The sequence below is a fragment of the Sphingomonas sp. ACRSK genome (genome assembly GCF_022346685.1).
GTDB classification, from domain to species: Bacteria; Pseudomonadota; Alphaproteobacteria; order Sphingomonadales; family Sphingomonadaceae; genus Sphingomonas; species Sphingomonas molluscorum.
The window spans coordinates 69,293-84,373 of record NZ_JAKRNR010000006.1 but is presented as its reverse complement, the minus strand read 5'-3'; the positions used below and the strand labels follow the sequence as shown (position 1 = coordinate 84,373).

Here is a 15,081-nt window from a genome sequence, read left to right as displayed (position 1 = left end):
GCTTAGCGCGAGCCGGGGATCATTCCCACTCGATCGTGCCGGGCGGCTTGCTCGTATAGTCGTAGGTGACGCGGTTGATGCCCTTCACCTCGTTGACGATGCGGGTCGCGACGCGCGGCAGGAAGTCGCCGGGGAATTGGAACGCCTGGGCGGTCATGCCGTCGGTCGAGGTGACGGCACGCAGCGCCAGCACCGAGTCGTACGTGCGGCCGTCGCCCATCACGCCCACCGAGCGGACCGGCAGCAGCACCGCGAACGCCTGCCAGATCGCGTCGTAGAGGCCGGCGTTGCGGATCTCTTCGAGGTAAATGGCGTCGGCCTTGCGCAGGATGTCGCAGCGCTCCTTGGTGACCTCGCCCGGGATGCGGATGGCGAGGCCGGGGCCGGGGAACGGGTGCCGGCCGACGAAGGCGTCGGGCAGGCCCAGCTCGCGGCCGAGCTCGCGGACCTCGTCCTTGAACAGCTCGCGCAAGGGCTCGACGAGCTTCATGTTCATGCGCTCGGGCAGGCCGCCGACATTGTGGTGGCTCTTGATCGTCACCGACGGGCCGCCGGTGAAGCTGACGCTCTCGATCACGTCCGGATAGAGCGTGCCCTGGGCCAGGAATTCGGCGCCGCCGATCTTCTTCGCCTCGTCCTCGAAGACGTCGATGAACGTCTTGCCGATGAACTTGCGCTTGGCCTCCGGGTCAGTGACGCCGGCGAGGCCGTTCATGAACAGCGGTTCCGCGTTCACGTGCACGAGCGGGATGTTGTAGTGGTTGCGGAACAGCGAGACGACCTGCTCGGCTTCGCCGGTACGCATCAGGCCGTGGTCGACGAAGACGCAGGTGAGCTGCTCGCCGATCGCCTCGTGGATCAGGACCGCTGCCACTGCCGAGTCGACGCCGCCGGACAGCCCGCAGATCACGCGGCCCTGGCCGACCTGGGCACGGATGTCGGCGATCTTGGCTTCGCGGAACTCGGCCATCGTCCAGTCGCCGGTGAGGCCGCAGACGTGGCGGGCGAAATTGCCGATCAGGCGGCCGCCATCGGGCGTGTGGACGACTTCGGGGTGGAACTGGGTGCCGTAGTAGCGGCGCGTATCGTCGGCGATCACCGCGAACGGTGCGCCGGGGCTGGTCGCGACGACGCGGAATCCGGGGGCGAGCGCCGTCACCTTGTCGCCGTGGCTCATCCACACCTGATGGCGATCGCCCTCATCCCAGAGCGCGTCGAACAGGCCGCAGCGGTCCTCGACGCCGATATAGGCTTCGCCGAACTCGCCGCTCATGCCCTTCTCGACGGTGCCGCCGAGCTGCTGGGTCATGACCTGCTGGCCGTAGCAGATGCCGAGCACCGGCACGCCCGAATCGAAGATCGCCTGGGGCGCTCGCGGGCTCCCCTCCTCCGGCACCGAGGCGGGGCCGCCCGACAGGATCACGCCGCGCGGGCGCATCCGCTCGAAGGCTTCGGCCGCCGACTGGAAGGGCGCGATCTCGCTGTAGACGCCGGCCTCGCGGACGCGGCGGGCAATCAGCTGCGTGACCTGGCTGCCGAAGTCGACGATCAGGATGGAGTCTGTGGGATGAACGCTCATGGCAGCGCGCGATAGCAGAGCTTGTGCGCGCTGCCAGCCCCTTTGGCGAGGGCCCTACTCCGCATCCGGCCTTCCGTTCGTCTCGAGCAGGGATCGAGTTTGTCGAGAGCCCGTGTCGAGAGAACCGCGGCCGGTTTCTCGACACGCCGTCTCGACAAGCTCGACGGCTGCTCGAAACACACGGGAGAGGTGGGGGTGCGCCCTGAACCCAGATGGAATCAGGTAGATCCGTTCGTGCTGAGTAGGGGCTGAGCTTGTCGAAGCGCCGTATCGACTTCGCTCAACGGCTACTCAGGACGAACGGGTACGCTCAACGCCATCACGCTCTCCTTACTCGACCGGCTTGACCTCCATGCCGGTCCAGCGGGCGGCGAACGCCCAGAGGTCGGCATATTCCTCGATGACCTTGTCGGTCGGCTTGCCCGAGCCGTGGCCGGCGCGGGTCTCGATGCGGACGAGGTGCGGCTTGTCGCCGATCTTGGCCGCCTGAAGCGCTGCGACGTACTTGAACGTATGGCCCGGCACGACGCGGTCGTCCGTGTCCGCGGTGGTGGCGAGGATCGCGGGATAATCCTTGCCCTTGCGGATGTTGTGGTACGGCGAATAGGCGCGCAGGGCCTTGAAGTCCGCTTCCTCCGCCGGATCGCCATAGTCGTCGACCCAGTAGCGGCCAGCGGTGAAGCGATCGAAGCGCAGCATGTCCATGACGCCGACCGCCGGCAGCGCGGCCGCGAACAGGTCCGGGCGCTGGTTGACGACCGCACCCACCAGCAGGCCGCCGTTGGAGCCGCCCTGGATCACCAGCTTGTTCTTGGTGGTGTCGCCCTGTGCGATCAGATCCTCGGCCGCGGCGATGAAGTCGTCGAAGACGTTCTGCTTGTTGGCGAGGCGCCCGCCGTCATGCCACGCCTTGCCATATTCGCCGCCGCCGCGAATGTTCGCGACCGCGAGCACCCCGCCCTGCTCCAGCCACGCCAGGCGATTGGACGAGAAGGCCGGCAGCACCGACGAGTTGAAGCCGCCGTAGCCGTAGAGCAGCGTCGGCGCAGGGCCGGTCGTCCCCTTCTTGCGGACCAGGAACATCGGCACGCGGGTACCGTCCTTGGAACCGTAGAAGCGCTGCGCGACGTCATAGTCGGCAGGGTTGAACGCGACCTTGGGCGTCTGCCACGGCGTCGCTTGACCCGTGCGGACGTCGTAGCGGTAGATCGTCGTGGGCGTGGCGAAGCTGGTGAAGGCGAAGAAGGTCTCGGGATCGTCCTGGTCGCCGCCGAAGCCGCTGGCCGTGCCGATGCCGGGGAGCGGCACTGCGCCGTCGCGTGCGCCGTTGAGCGTATAGCGGCGCACCTCGGTCTTTGCGTCCACCAGGTAGCTCGCCATCAGCTTGCCGCCGGTGATCTTCGCACCCTGGAGCGTCGCCTCGTCCTGGGGCACGATCTCGCGCAGGCGATCAGTCGATGCGGCGGCGTCGATCGCGACGATGCGGCCGCGCGAGGCGTCCTTGTCGGTCACGAAGTAGAAGGTGCTGCCGATGTTGCCCGCCAGATCCCAGCTGTTCTCCAGCCCGCGCACCAGCGTGCGGGGCCGCATGCGGCTGTCGGTGAGGTCGACGAGCGTGATCTCGTAGCGGTTGTCGGTGCCCTCCGACGTGGTGATCACCAGCCACTTGCCGTCGTCGGTGACCTGGCCGACGTGGCTCTGCTTGGGCTTGTCCGGGGTCGAATAGACCTTGATGTCGGCCGACTGCGGCGTGCCGATCTTATGGAAATAAAGCGCGTGGTTGAGGTTGAGCGCCTGGAAGGCCGCCCCCTGCTCCGGCTCCGGGAAGCGCGAGTAGAAGAAGCCCGAGCCGTTGTGCGCCCAGGCAACCGCGGTGAACTTGGCCCACTTCACCTCGTCTTCGAGCGGCTTGCCTGTCGCGACGTCGAGCACCTTGAGCGTGCGCCAGTCGGTGCCGCCGTCCTGGATGCCATAGGCGATCAGACGGCCGTTCTCCGACGGCACCCATTCGGACAGCGCGGTGGCGCCGTCCGCCGCCCAACCATTGGGATCGATCAGCACGCGGCCCGGCCCGTCGAGCGTGTCGCGGACATAGAGGACCGACTGGTTCTGCACGCCGCTGTTGCGCGTGTAGAAGTAGCGGCTGCCCTTCTTGGTCGGGAGGCCGAAGCGCTCATAGTCGATCAGGGTGCGCAGCCGCTCCTTGAAGATGGCGCGGCCCGGCAGCGTCGCCAGGTACGCGTCGGTCACGCGGTTCTGCGCCGCGACCCAGGCGGCCACCTCCGGATCGGTGCGGACGTCGTTCTCGAGCCAGCGATAGGGATCTTCGACCTTTTCGCCGAAGAGCTTGTCGACCTGATCGACCCGGCGGGTTTCGGGGTAGGACATGGTTACCTCGGCTTTGTGGGACGGCGACTGCGAAAGGCCGGGCATGCCGGCGCGAAAGCCCGGGTCGGACTTGCCGCAGCCGGCGAGCGCCAGCGAAACCAAAGCCATTGCAGTCGCGCAGACGCGTCGTGACACCAGGTGCTCTCCGGGGAAAAAAGAAAGGGCCGGCGCCAAACTGGCCCGGCCCTTCTTTGTTTGCAACCGCTTAGAAGCGGTGGCGACGTCGCAGCTTATGCGGCTTCGTCGAAGTCCTCTTCGGTCACGACCGGACCCGAGTCCTGGCCCTTGGCCGAGACGTCGCGGTCGACGAACTCGATGATCGCCATCGGCGAGGCGTCCGACGCGCGGATGCCGGCCTTGATGATGCGGGTGTAGCCGCCGTTGCGATCGGCATAGCGGGTCGCCAGCACGTCGAACAGCTTCACCAGCTGCGCGTCGTCGAGGAGACGGGCGTGGGCGAGACGACGGTTGGACAGGCCACCCTTCTTCGCCAGCGTCACCAGCTTCTCGACGTAGGGACGCAGTTCCTTCGCCTTGGCGACGGTGGTGGTGATCTGCTCGTGCTTGATCAGCGCGGCCGACATGTTGCGGAACAGGGCCAGACGATGAGCCGAGGTACGCTGCAGCTTACGACCGCCAACGCGATGACGCATGAGTATTTCCTTCGTTCGTTAAGGGGCCGTGTCACGGAAACCCCAGACCAGGTGGGACGGTGAGCCACCCAACAATACCGTCATGCCAGCTGTGCCGGCATCTTTGAACCTAGCGCTCTGAACCCGGAGCCCGTCGCGGCAAAGCCGCGACGTCGAACGGGCCGGTTTGCACCGGCCCGCCGGCCGGGGTTCGGCGTCTCCGGATCAGCCAGGCTGATCCGGTGCGCCTTACCCCATGATCTCCTGCTCGAGCTTCTTGGCCATTTCCTCGATGTTCTCGGGCGGCCAGCCCGGGATTTCCATGCCGAGGCGCAGGCCCATCGACGAGAGCACTTCCTTGATCTCGTTGAGCGACTTGCGGCCGAAGTTCGGGGTGCGCAGCATCTCTGCCTCGGTCTTCTGAACCAGATCGCCGATGTAGATGATGTTGTCGTTCTTCAGGCAGTTCGCCGAACGCACCGACAGTTCCAGCTCGTCCACCTTCTTGAGGAGGAAGCGGTTGATCTGCGCGGTGTCGCCCGCCGACTCGGCGACCTGTGCCGGAGCCGCAGCACCGGTCGGCGCCTGACGGGTGACCGACGAGTCGTCGAAGTGCACGAACAGCGCCAGCTGGTCCTGAAGGATGCGGCCCGCATAGGCGATCGCGTCCTCCGGGGTCACCGTGCCGTCGGTCTCGACGGTCAGCGTCAGCTTGTCGTAGTCGAGCTCCTGACCCACGCGGGTGTTCTCGACCTTGTACGACACCTGGCGCACCGGCGAGAACAGCGCATCGACCGGGATGAGGCCGATCGGCGCGTCGGCCGGACGGTTGCTCGCGGCCGGAACATAGCCCTTCCCGCTCTCGGCGGTCAGTTCCATGTTGAGCGTCGCGCCTTCGTCCAGGTGGCAGATCACGAGCTCGGGGTTCATCACCTCGATGTCGCCCGAGACGGCGATGTCGCCAGCCTTGACTTCGGCCGGGCCGGTCATGGACAGCTGGAGGCGCTTGGCGCCCTCGCCCTGCATCTTGAGCGCGATCTGCTTCACGTTGAGGACGATGTCGGTCACGTCCTCACGCACGCCCGCCAGGCTCGAGAACTCGTGCAGCACGTTCTCGATCTTGATGGAGGTGACCGCGGCGCCCTGCAGCGAGGACAGCAGCACCCGGCGCAGCGAGTTGCCGAGCGTCAGGCCGAAGCCACGCTCCAGCGGCTCGGCAACAAAGGTCGCCTTGCGCTTGGAATCGCCACCAGCCTTCTTCTCGAGGCCGCTGGGCTTCTTGAGTTCCTGCCAGTTCTTAGCGTTGACAGACACGGGCTTCCCCTAGTTGTGGGCGCAGGCGGGGGCTGCCCGCGCCGAATGACGATCCGGCCGCGCAGCCAACAAGGGTCGCGACGGCCGGACGGGATCGATCAAACGCGGCGGCGCTTGGAGGGGCGCACGCCGTTGTGCGGGATCGAGGTCACGTCGCGGATCGACGTGATCTGGAAGCCAACGGCCTGCAGCGCGCGCAGCGCCGACTCGCGACCCGAACCCGGGCCCTTCACTTCGACTTCCAGGGTGCGCACGCCGTGGTCGGCAGCCTTGCGGCCTGCGTCTTCGGCTGCGACCTGGGCGGCATACGGGGTCGACTTACGCGAACCCTTGAAGCCCATCATGCCGGCCGAAGACCAGCTGATCGCGTTGCCCTGCGCGTCGGTGATGGTGATCATGGTGTTGTTGAAGCTGGCGTTCACGTGCGCGACGCCTGCGGTGATGTTCTTGCGTTCGCGCCGACGAAGGCGCTGCGGTGCCTGTGCCATGGGGTAATCCTGACCTGATATCGTGTGACGAAGGCCGGGAGGCGTTCAGCCTCTCACCGGCCTGCGGAGAAGCAAGCGCGTTGCGCTTACTTCTTCTTGCCCGCGATCGGCTTGGCCTTGCCCTTGCGGGTGCGCGCATTGGTGTGCGTGCGCTGGCCACGGACCGGCAGGCCCTTGCGATGACGCAGGCCGCGGTAGCAGGCCAGGTCCATCAGGCGCTTGATGTTCATCGCGGTTTCGCGACGGAGGTCACCCTCGACGGTGTGGCTGGCGTCGATCGTCTCGCGGATCTGCAGCACTTCCTGATCGCTCAGGTCCTGCACGCGACGCTCGGCAGCGATGCCCAGCGCGTCGGTGATCTGCTTGGCCTTCGCAGGACCAATGCCGTGGATGTACTGCAGCGCAATGATGACGCGCTTGTTGGTCGGGATGTTAACACCCGCGATACGTGCCATGAACTTTATTCTCCCAGCTCCACGAGGCACCGCATGGCTATACGCGCGCCCCATCTCGTAGCGTTGACCCGAAACGCACGATTGCGGCGGACACGCGTGCGCGCCGCCGGGACCGGTGTGTCGGGGTAAAGCGCAGGTAAGCCCAGGCGGGGAAGCTGTCAACCGCCCGGCGGAACCAAATTTGCGATGGAGCGTGCGGGTGGTCGTGGCGGAGGGTGCCGACCCGGCTAGATAGGTTGGCCGCTGACGGAAGCGGGTGCCGCCGCCTCTCGATCAGTCCCGTACCCCGGCGAAGGCCGGGGCCCAGTTGGGAGAGCTTGCCGTAGGAGCCTCGGCCGCACCGTAGCTGGGCCCCGGCCTTCGCCGGGGTACAGGGCGGCGGGGACCGAAGCCCCCGCACTCCTCAGCGGTTGAGGATGTCCGCGATCTGCGTGGCGACCGTGTCCATGTCGGCCATGCCGTCGACGCGCTCGACTAGGCCGCGCTCTTCGTAGCCGGGCAGGATCGGCGCAGTCTTGGCGCGATACTCGGCCATGCGGGTGCGCACCGTCTCTTCATTGTCGTCGGGACGGCGCTTGAACTCGATCGAGCCGCAGGCGTCGCAGGTGGCCTCGACCTTGGGCAGCTTGAACTTGTCGTGATAGCCCGTGCCGCAGACGGCACAGGTGAAGCGGCCGACGATGCGCTCGACCAGCGCATCCTCGTCCACCACCAGCTCGATGACATAGGCCAACCGGCGGCCGCGATGCTCGAGCAGCAGGTCGAGCGCGTCGGCCTGCGCCGCGGTGCGCGGATAGCCGTCGAAGATCGCGCCCTGCCCTTCCTCGAGCTGGTCGAGGCGCTCGCCGATCAGAGCCGAGACGATCGCGTCGGAGACGAGCTCGCCCGCCTCCATCACCGCTTTCGCCTTGAGCCCCACGGGCGAGCCCGCCTTCACCGCCGCGCGCAGCATGTCGCCGGTGGACAGCTGCACCATCCCGCGATCATGCTCCAGACGGCTCGCCTGCGTACCCTTGCCGGCGCCCGGCGGTCCGAGCAGGATGATGTCCACGTGTCTTCCCCTCTTCGATCGATCAGCGACGCGCGCGGCCGCCCTTGAGCTTGGCCTTCTTGATCAGGTCCCCATACTGGTGCGCCAGCAGGTGCGACTGGATCTGCGTCACCGTATCCATGGTTACGTTGACGACGATCAGAAGGCTAGTCCCACCAAGATAGAAGGGAATAGCGAGCGCCGAGACCAGATACTCCGGCAGCAGGCAGAGGATGACCAGATAGGCCGCACCGATCACGGTGATGCGGGTCAGCACGTAATCGAAATAGGCCTCGGTGTTCTTGCCCGGGCGGATGCCGGGAATGAAGCCGCCGTAGCGCTTGAGGTTGTCGGCGGTTTCTTCCGGATTGAACACCACGGCGGTGTAGAAGAACGAGAAGAAGATGATGCCGGCGCCGTAGAGCAGCATGTACACGGGGCTGCCGTGCTGCAGATACTGGTTGAGGCTGATCACGAAATCGCCCCACCAGCTCTGGCCCTCTGCCGCCTGGCCGGCGAACTGGGTGATCGTCACCGGCATCAGCAGCAGCGAGGACGCGAAGATCGGCGGGATGACGCCCGCGGTGTTGATCTTGAGCGGCAGATGGCTGCGGTCCGCCTGCACCCCGCGCGCGGTCTGGCGCTTGGGATACTGGATGAGGATGCGGCGCTGGGCGCGCTCCATGAAGCAGATGAACAGGACGAGGCCGATCACCGCGACGGTGATGCCGACGAGCTTGAGCGGATCGAGCGTGCCCGAACGGCTGCCCTCGAACAGCTGGACCAGCGTGGTCGGAAGGTGGGCCACGATGCCGGCCATGATGATGAGCGAGATGCCGTTGCCGATGCCGCGGCTGGTGATCTGCTCACCCAGCCACATCAGGAACATGGTGCCGCCGATCAGCGAGACGACCGCCGCGATGCGGAAGGTCATGCCCGGCTCGATCACCGCCTGCGCGCCCGCCTGGGCGCCGAACGCCTCGAGCCCGACGGCGATGAAATAGCCCTGCACCGCCGTCAGCGCGACCGTACCGTAGCGGGTGTACTGGTTGAGCTTCTTGCGGCCCGATTCGCCTTCCTTCTTGATCGCGGCGAGCTGCGGCGACAGCGAGCTGGCGAGCTGCACGACGATCGAGGCGGTGATGTACGGCATGACGCCCAGCGCCACGACCGACATGCGCGTCAGCGCGCCGCCCGAGAAGGTGTTGAAGAAGTCGAGCACGCCGCCCTGGGTCTGGTTGGCGAGCAGGCCGAGCTGGGTCGGATCGATCCCCGGCAGCGGCACGTAGCTGAGCATGCGGAAGACGATCAGCGCGCCCAGCGTGAACCACAGGCGCTTCTTGAGCTCGGTCGCCTGGCCGAACTTGGCCAGGTTCAGGTTGGTTGCAAGGCCGTCGGATGCCGCTGCCATGAATGTGTCCCGATGATGCTGGCGGGCGCTGATGCCCCACCCCCGGCGCCCATATAGGGCTAAAGGCCGGGATGTCTAACGGGTCCGCGGCGAAACGCCGGCGGCCCTTTCAAACGAGCGGGCCCGCCCACCCCTGCCCGCTCGGCCGAAGCCGGAAGCAGAGCGGAAGCGGACGGGCCCGACGCGAACGACGTTCAGGCGGCGCCGATCAGGCGCGCGCGGCCTTCTTGGCGGCCAGGGTCTGGCCCTTCTTGGCCTTTGCCTTCTCGGCAGCCGCCACGACCTCGATCACGTTGACGGTGCCGCCAGCCTTCTCGACTGCCTCGCGAGCCGAAGCCGACACGCCGGCGACGGTGAAGCTCAGCGTCGCGGTCAGCTCGCCCTTGCCGAGCAGACGCACGCCGTCCTTGCCGCCGCGGGCCAGGCCAACAGCCTTGAGCGCTGCGTGGTCGATGTCGGTCGCGGTCAGCGTGCCGGCATCCACCAGCTTCTGGATCGCGCCGAGGTTCACCTCAGCATAATCCTTGGCGAAAATGTTGTTAAAGCCACGCTTCGGCAGACGCATGTGGAGCGGCATCTGACCGCCCTCGAAGCCCTTGATCGAGACGCCTTCGCGGCTCTTCTGGCCCTTCTGACCACGACCTGCGGTCTTGCCCTTGCCGGAACCGATGCCGCGGCCGACGCGCATCTTGCGGTGACGGGCGCCCTGGTTGTCGGTGAGTTCGTTGAGCTTCATGAGTTGCACTCGCTTTCGCTTTTTACGCGCTGATGAAATGAGGAAGGGGGCCGCATAGCCCCCTTCCCCCTATTTGTCACCGGTGAAGGTGAAGGCCTCAGCCTTCGACCTGCACCATGTGCTGCACCTTGCGGATCATGCCGCGCACCTCGGGGGTGTCGTTCAGCTCGACCGTCTTGTGCATCTTGTTGAGGCCCAGGCCGACGAGGGTCGCGCGCTGGTCCTTGGTGCGCCGGATCGGCGAACCGGTCTGCGTGATCTTCACGGTAGCCATGGGATTACTCCACCACCGCCGCGGCTTCCGCCTCGGCAGCCTGCGATCCGCCACGACCCAGCAGGTCGGCGATCTTCTTGCCACGACGCTGTGCGACCGACTTCGGCGAAGTCTGCTCGTTCAGCGCCTCGAAGGTCGCACGGATCATGTTGTACGGGTTCGACGTGCCGACCGACTTGGTCACGACGTCGGCCACGCCCAGGCTCTCGAAGATGGCGCGCATCGGGCCACCCGCGATGATGCCGGTACCGGCAGGCGCCGAACGCAGCGTCACGCGACCGGCACCGAAGTGGCCGTTGCCGTCGTGGTGCAGCGTGCGACCGTCCTTGAGCGGAACGCGGACCATCGCCTTCTTCGCCGAAGCGGTCGCCTTCGAAATGGCTTCCGGCACTTCGCGCGCCTTGCCATGACCGAAGCCGACGCGGCCCTTGCCGTCGCCAACGACGACGAGGGCTGCGAAGCCGAAGCGCTTACCGCCCTTCACGGTCTTCGACACGCGGTTGATGTGGACGAGCTTTTCGATCAGCTCCTCGCCACCATCCTCGTTGCGACGATCGTCGCGACGCCCGCGGTTGCCGTCCCGGCCGCCACGACCACGCTCGCCGCCGCGACCACGGCCGCCACGCGGACCACGGCCCTGGGGCGCGCCTGCCTCTGCACCCGTCGCCTCGACGGCGGGGGTTTCGGCCTGGTTGTTCTCGTCGGCCATCTTAGAACTCCAATCCGCTCTCGCGCGCGGCTTCCGCCAGCGCCTTGACGCGTCCGTGGAAGAGGAACCCACCACGATCGAACACCACCTGCGTCACGCCGGCAGCCTTTGCGGCCTCCGCGACGCGCTGGCCCACCGCCTTGGCGGCATCGACGTTCGCGCCGCTCTGGCCACGCACGTCCTTTTCCAGCGTCGAAGCCGAAGCGACCGTCCGGCCCTCGGCGTCGTCGATGACCTGGGCATAGATGTGCTTGCCCGACCGGTGGATCGACAGGCGCGGACGACCGCCCGAGCGCGCACGAAGCGCGGTACGGTTGCGGCGGCGGCGCTTCTCGAACAGCGACATACCCTTGGTAGACATCACTTCTTCTTCCCTTCCTTGCGGAAGATGAACTCGCCGTCGTACTTGATGCCCTTACCCTTGTAGGGCTCCGGCTTCCGCCAGCGGCGGATCTCAGCGGCGACCTGGCCGACCTTCTGCTTGTCGATGCCCGAGATCTCGACCGTGGTCTGATCCGGGGTCTTCACCTCGATCCCCTCGGGGATGTCGAAGTTCACGTCGTGCGAATAGCCGAGCTGCAGCTTGAGCACCTTGCCCTGCGCTGCCGCACGATAGCCGACGCCGGTGATGAGCAGCTTCTTGGAGAAGCCCTCGGTCACGCCGGTCACCAGGTTCTGCACCAGGGTACGCTGCATGCCCCAGAAGGCACGGGCGCGCTTGGTGTCGTTCGCCGGCTGGACCGAAATGCCACCGTCGGTGACTTCGTAGGCGATGTCGTCCGCGAGCGGCATGGAGAGGGTGCCCTTGGGACCCTTCACGCTCAGCTCACGGCCGGCGATGTTGGCAGTAACGCCGGCCGGAACCGGGACTGCCTTCTTGCCGATGCGGCTCATTAGAACACCTCCGCCAGCACTTCGCCACCGACGTTCTGCTCGCGCGCTTCGGCGTCGGAGAGAACGCCACGCGGCGTCGAGACGATCGTGATGCCGAGGCCGTTGCGAACGCGCGGCAGCTCCTGGCTGCCCGAGTAGACGCGACGACCCGGCTTCGAGACGCGCGCGACGTGCTTGATCGCCGGCTGACCCTCGAAATACTTCAGCTCGATGCGGACGCCGGCCGCGGGGCCCATCTGCTCTTCGCTGTAGCCACGGATATAGCCCTCGCGCTGAAGCACGTCGAGGACGCGGGTCCGCAGCTTGGACGCCGGCGACAGGACGGAGTCCTTGCGCGCGCGCTGGCCGTTGCGGATGCGGGTGAGCATATCACCCAGGGGATCGGTCAATGCCATCGGTACGGTCCTTACCAGCTCGACTTGACGACGCCGGGGATCATGCCGCGGTTGGCAAGATCACGAAGCATCACGCGGGCGAGGCGGAACTTGCGGTAATAGGCGCGCGGGCGGCCAGTGACCTCGCAGCGGTTGCGAATCCGGGTCGGATTGCCGTTGCGCGGGATCTCGGCCATCTTCAGGCGCGCGATCAGGCGCTCGGTCTCGTCCAGCGAGGTGTCCGCTGCCTGCGCCTTCAGCTTCGCATACTTGCCGGCGTACTTCTTCACCAGCTGCTTGCGACGCTCGTTCTTGTTGATCGAACTCAGTTTCGCCATGGACTTAAGCTCTTCCTAGTCTGGCTTCGGCAACGCGCCGAAGCCCTTGTTGCGGCACCGCCCCGACCGATGGCCGGGGCGATCCCATCAATGGGTTAGGCCGCCTTCTGCTGCTCGCCGTCCTGCGCCTGCGGGAACGGGAAGCCGAACAGACGCAGAAGCTCGCGAGCTTCGTCGTCGGTCTTGGCGGTGGTGGTGACGATCACGTCCATGCCGCGCACCTTGTCGACGCGGTCATAGCTGATTTCCGGGAACACGATCTGCTCCTTGATGCCGCAGGCATAGTTGCCGCGACCGTCAAAGGACTTCGGGTTCAGGCCGCGGAAGTCGCGGACGCGGGGAAGCGCGATCGTGATGAAGCGGTCGAGGAACTCGTACATCCGCTCCCGGCGCAGCGTGACCTTGCAGCCGATCGCCATGCCTTCACGCAGCTTGAACTGCGCGATCGACTTCTTCGCCTTGGTGACGACAGGCTTCTGGCCGGCGATCAGCTCCATTTCGGAAGCCGCCTGCTCGACCTTCTTCTTATCCTGCGTCGCCTCGCCCACGCCCATGTTGAGCACGATCTTTTCGATCCGGGGCACTTCGAGCGCGTTCTTATAGCCGAACTTCTCCGTCATCGCCTTGACGATGCGGTCGTCGTAGATCGACTTCATCCGCGGCGTGTACTTGTCAGCCATTGATGACATCCCCCGTCTTCACGGCCACGCGGACCTTCTTGCCGTCGCGCTCTTCGAAGCGGACGCGGGTCGGCTTGCCGTCAACGACGTGCGCGACCTTCGAGATGTGGAGCGGCGCTTCCGAACGCTCGAGGCCACCCTGCGGGTTGACCTGGGTCGGCTTGCGGTGGCGCACGGCGATGTTCACGCCCGACACCACGACCTTGCCGTCCTTCGGCATCGAACGGACGACTTCGCCGGTCTTGCCCTTGTCCTTGCCGGACAGGACGATGACCTGGTCACCCTTCTTGATCTTGGCGGCAGCCATTACAGCACCTCCGGCGCGAGCGAGATGATCTTCATGAAGCCGCGCGAACGCAGCTCGCGAACCACCGGGCCAAAGATACGGGTGCCGATCGGCTCCTCGTTCTTGTTGACCAGCACCGCGGCGTTGCCGTCGAAACGGATCACCGAACCGTCGGTACGACGGATGTCCTTGGCGGTCCGAACGATGACGGCGCGGTGCACGTCACCCTTCTTCACGCGGCCGCGGGGTGCGGCCTCCTTGATGGAGACGACGATGACGTCGCCCACACCTGCCGTGCGGCGCTTGGAGCCGCCCAGCACTTTGATGCACTGCACCCGCTTCGCGCCGCTGTTGTCTGCGACGTCGAGATTGGACTGCATCTGAATCATGATGCGCTTCCTTCTCTATGGGCCCGATTCCGACCGGCGCCCGCCTTCAAAAACGAACCCCCGGCGCGGGCAACCGCGCCAGGGGGAGCGGCCAACTAGCCGTCCCTGGGGAGGAACGCAAGCCCCTGCCCCAATTCCCGTTTCCGGCCCCGAAAGGCCGGAGGTGGAGGCCGTTAGGCCTCCGCCGCCACCTGGGCCGGAGTCGCGTGGGTGTTCACGCGGTCCACGACCTTCCAGGTCTTGAGCTTGGAGATCGGCGCGGTCTCTTCGATGCGCACGGTCTCGCCCTCGCGGTACTCGTTGCCCTCGTCATGGGCATGGTACTTCTTCGAACGGCGGATGATCTTGCCGTAGAGCGCGTGCTTCACCTTGCGCTCCACCTTCACCACCACCGTCTTGTCGGTCTTGTCCGAGACGACCGTCCCGGTCAGCACGCGCTTCGGCATGTCAGTCGTCCCTTACTTGGCCTGCGAGCGCGTGCGCTCGCTCTGCAGCGTCTTGATCCGTGCGATGTCGCGACGGACTTCCTTGACGCGGCTCGGCTTTTCCATCTGGCTGGTTGCAGCCTGGAAGCGGAGGTTGAACGCCTCACGCTTCAGGTTGCCCAGCTCCTCGGTCAGCTGATCGTCGCTCTTGGCGCGCAGATCGGTTGCCTTGGTCATTTTCAACCCTCCAGGTGCGAGGTGTCGCCCAGACGGGCAACGACCTTGACCGCGATCGGCAGCTTCATCGCTGCACGCTCGAATGCCTCAGCCGCGAGCGGGCCGGGCACGCCGTCCAGCTCGAACAGGATCCGGCCCGGCTTGACGCGGGCGACCCAGAACTCCGGCGAACCCTTACCCGAGCCCATGCGGACTTCGGCAGGCTTCGACGAAACCGGAACGTCCGGGAACACGCGGATCCAGAGACGGCCCTGGCGCTTGATGTGGCGCGTGATCGCGCGGCGAGCCGCCTCGATCTGGCGAGCGGTGATCCGCTCCGGCTCCATCGCCTTCAGCCCGTAGGAGCCGAAGTTGAGCGCGGTGCCACCCTTGGCGTCGCCATGGATGCGGCCCTTGAAGGCCTTGCGGAACTTGGTGCGCTTTGGTTGCAGCATTTTCCTAG

General features: G+C 66.2%; 21 protein-coding genes. All 21 read right to left on the bottom strand.

Going from position 1 to position 15,081, the window contains the following annotated elements; translation table 11 throughout:
• Positions 1–19: 19 nt before the first annotated feature.
• The 21 genes from guaA to rplP all read right to left on the bottom strand — a co-directional run bounded on the left by guaA (position 20) and on the right by rplP (position 15,073).
• Positions 20–1,579 (bottom strand): glutamine-hydrolyzing GMP synthase, encoded by a 1,560-nt coding sequence (gene guaA / locus MHZ35_RS05080; protein WP_125961387.1) that lies wholly within the window; start codon positions 1,577–1,579, stop codon positions 20–22.
• Between the two features lie 330 nt (positions 1,580–1,909).
• Positions 1,910–3,967 (bottom strand): prolyl oligopeptidase family serine peptidase, encoded by a 2,058-nt coding sequence (locus tag MHZ35_RS05075; RefSeq protein ID WP_239434632.1) that lies wholly within the window; start codon positions 3,965–3,967, stop codon positions 1,910–1,912.
• Between the two features lie 230 nt (positions 3,968–4,197).
• On the bottom strand, positions 4,198–4,620 hold the full coding sequence (rplQ, locus tag MHZ35_RS05070; RefSeq protein WP_125961388.1) for a 50S ribosomal protein L17: 423 nt from the start codon (positions 4,618–4,620) through the stop codon (positions 4,198–4,200).
• Positions 4,621–4,848: 228 nt separating this feature from the next.
• Positions 4,849–5,913 carry a DNA-directed RNA polymerase subunit alpha gene (locus tag MHZ35_RS05065; RefSeq protein ID WP_132883268.1) on the bottom strand — a complete coding sequence of 355 codons (1,065 nt, stop codon included), beginning with the start codon at positions 5,911–5,913 and terminating at the stop codon, positions 4,849–4,851.
• Positions 5,914–6,011: 98 nt separating this feature from the next.
• Complete coding sequence (gene rpsK, locus MHZ35_RS05060; RefSeq protein ID WP_129342170.1) at positions 6,012–6,401, bottom strand: 30S ribosomal protein S11; 390 nt, start codon at positions 6,399–6,401, stop codon at positions 6,012–6,014.
• 86 nt (positions 6,402–6,487) lie between these two features.
• Positions 6,488–6,856 carry a 30S ribosomal protein S13 gene (gene rpsM / locus MHZ35_RS05055; protein WP_125961391.1) on the bottom strand — a complete coding sequence of 123 codons (369 nt, stop codon included), beginning with the start codon at positions 6,854–6,856 and terminating at the stop codon, positions 6,488–6,490.
• 403 nt (positions 6,857–7,259) lie between these two features.
• Positions 7,260–7,907, bottom strand: a complete 648-nt coding sequence (locus MHZ35_RS05050) for an adenylate kinase (protein WP_125961392.1) — start codon at positions 7,905–7,907, stop codon at positions 7,260–7,262.
• 22 nt (positions 7,908–7,929) lie between these two features.
• Positions 7,930–9,297, bottom strand: a complete 1,368-nt coding sequence (gene secY / locus MHZ35_RS05045) for a preprotein translocase subunit SecY (RefSeq protein WP_239434631.1) — start codon at positions 9,295–9,297, stop codon at positions 7,930–7,932.
• A 208-nt stretch (positions 9,298–9,505) separates the two neighbouring features.
• Positions 9,506–10,033 (bottom strand): 50S ribosomal protein L15, encoded by a 528-nt coding sequence (gene rplO, locus MHZ35_RS05040; RefSeq protein WP_239434630.1) that lies wholly within the window; start codon positions 10,031–10,033, stop codon positions 9,506–9,508.
• A 97-nt stretch (positions 10,034–10,130) separates the two neighbouring features.
• Positions 10,131–10,307 (bottom strand): 50S ribosomal protein L30, encoded by a 177-nt coding sequence (rpmD, locus tag MHZ35_RS05035; RefSeq protein WP_239434629.1) that lies wholly within the window; start codon positions 10,305–10,307, stop codon positions 10,131–10,133.
• 4 nt (positions 10,308–10,311) lie between these two features.
• The gene (gene rpsE, locus MHZ35_RS05030; protein ID WP_132883263.1) at positions 10,312–11,016 is read right to left on the bottom strand and encodes a 30S ribosomal protein S5; all 705 of its coding nucleotides are present in this window, start codon (positions 11,014–11,016) and stop codon (positions 10,312–10,314) included.
• Position 11,017: 1 nt separating this feature from the next.
• Positions 11,018–11,377, bottom strand: coding sequence for a 50S ribosomal protein L18 (rplR, locus tag MHZ35_RS05025; protein WP_125961397.1), 360 nt, complete (start codon positions 11,375–11,377; stop codon positions 11,018–11,020).
• Entirely contained in the window at positions 11,377–11,910 is a 534-nt protein-coding gene (rplF, locus tag MHZ35_RS05020) for a 50S ribosomal protein L6 (RefSeq protein WP_125961398.1), read from the bottom strand. The genes rplR and rplF overlap by 1 nt, the downstream gene beginning before the upstream one ends.
• Complete coding sequence (gene rpsH / locus MHZ35_RS05015; RefSeq protein WP_125961399.1) at positions 11,910–12,305, bottom strand: 30S ribosomal protein S8; 396 nt, start codon at positions 12,303–12,305, stop codon at positions 11,910–11,912. Before rpsH ends, rplF begins: the two co-directional genes overlap by 1 nt.
• Before the next feature lie 11 nt (positions 12,306–12,316).
• Positions 12,317–12,622, bottom strand: coding sequence for a 30S ribosomal protein S14 (rpsN, locus tag MHZ35_RS05010; protein ID WP_125961400.1), 306 nt, complete (start codon positions 12,620–12,622; stop codon positions 12,317–12,319).
• 95 nt (positions 12,623–12,717) lie between these two features.
• Positions 12,718–13,302: a 50S ribosomal protein L5 gene (rplE, locus tag MHZ35_RS05005; protein WP_125961401.1), complete on the bottom strand. Its 585-nt coding sequence runs from the start codon at positions 13,300–13,302 to the stop codon at positions 12,718–12,720.
• Positions 13,295–13,609, bottom strand: coding sequence for a 50S ribosomal protein L24 (gene rplX / locus MHZ35_RS05000; protein ID WP_125961402.1), 315 nt, complete (start codon positions 13,607–13,609; stop codon positions 13,295–13,297). Before rplX ends, rplE begins: the two co-directional genes overlap by 8 nt.
• On the bottom strand, positions 13,609–13,977 hold the full coding sequence (gene rplN, locus MHZ35_RS04995) for a 50S ribosomal protein L14 (protein ID WP_125961403.1): 369 nt from the start codon (positions 13,975–13,977) through the stop codon (positions 13,609–13,611). The genes rplX and rplN overlap by 1 nt, the downstream gene beginning before the upstream one ends.
• Positions 13,978–14,150: 173 nt before the next feature.
• Entirely contained in the window at positions 14,151–14,423 is a 273-nt protein-coding gene (gene rpsQ / locus MHZ35_RS04990; RefSeq protein WP_125961404.1) for a 30S ribosomal protein S17, read from the bottom strand.
• A gap of 12 nt (positions 14,424–14,435) precedes the next feature.
• Complete coding sequence (gene rpmC / locus MHZ35_RS04985; RefSeq protein ID WP_125961405.1) at positions 14,436–14,639, bottom strand: 50S ribosomal protein L29; 204 nt, start codon at positions 14,637–14,639, stop codon at positions 14,436–14,438.
• 2 nt (positions 14,640–14,641) lie between these two features.
• Complete coding sequence (rplP, locus tag MHZ35_RS04980) at positions 14,642–15,073, bottom strand: 50S ribosomal protein L16 (protein ID WP_125961406.1); 432 nt, start codon at positions 15,071–15,073, stop codon at positions 14,642–14,644.
• Positions 15,074–15,081 lie beyond the last annotated feature (8 nt).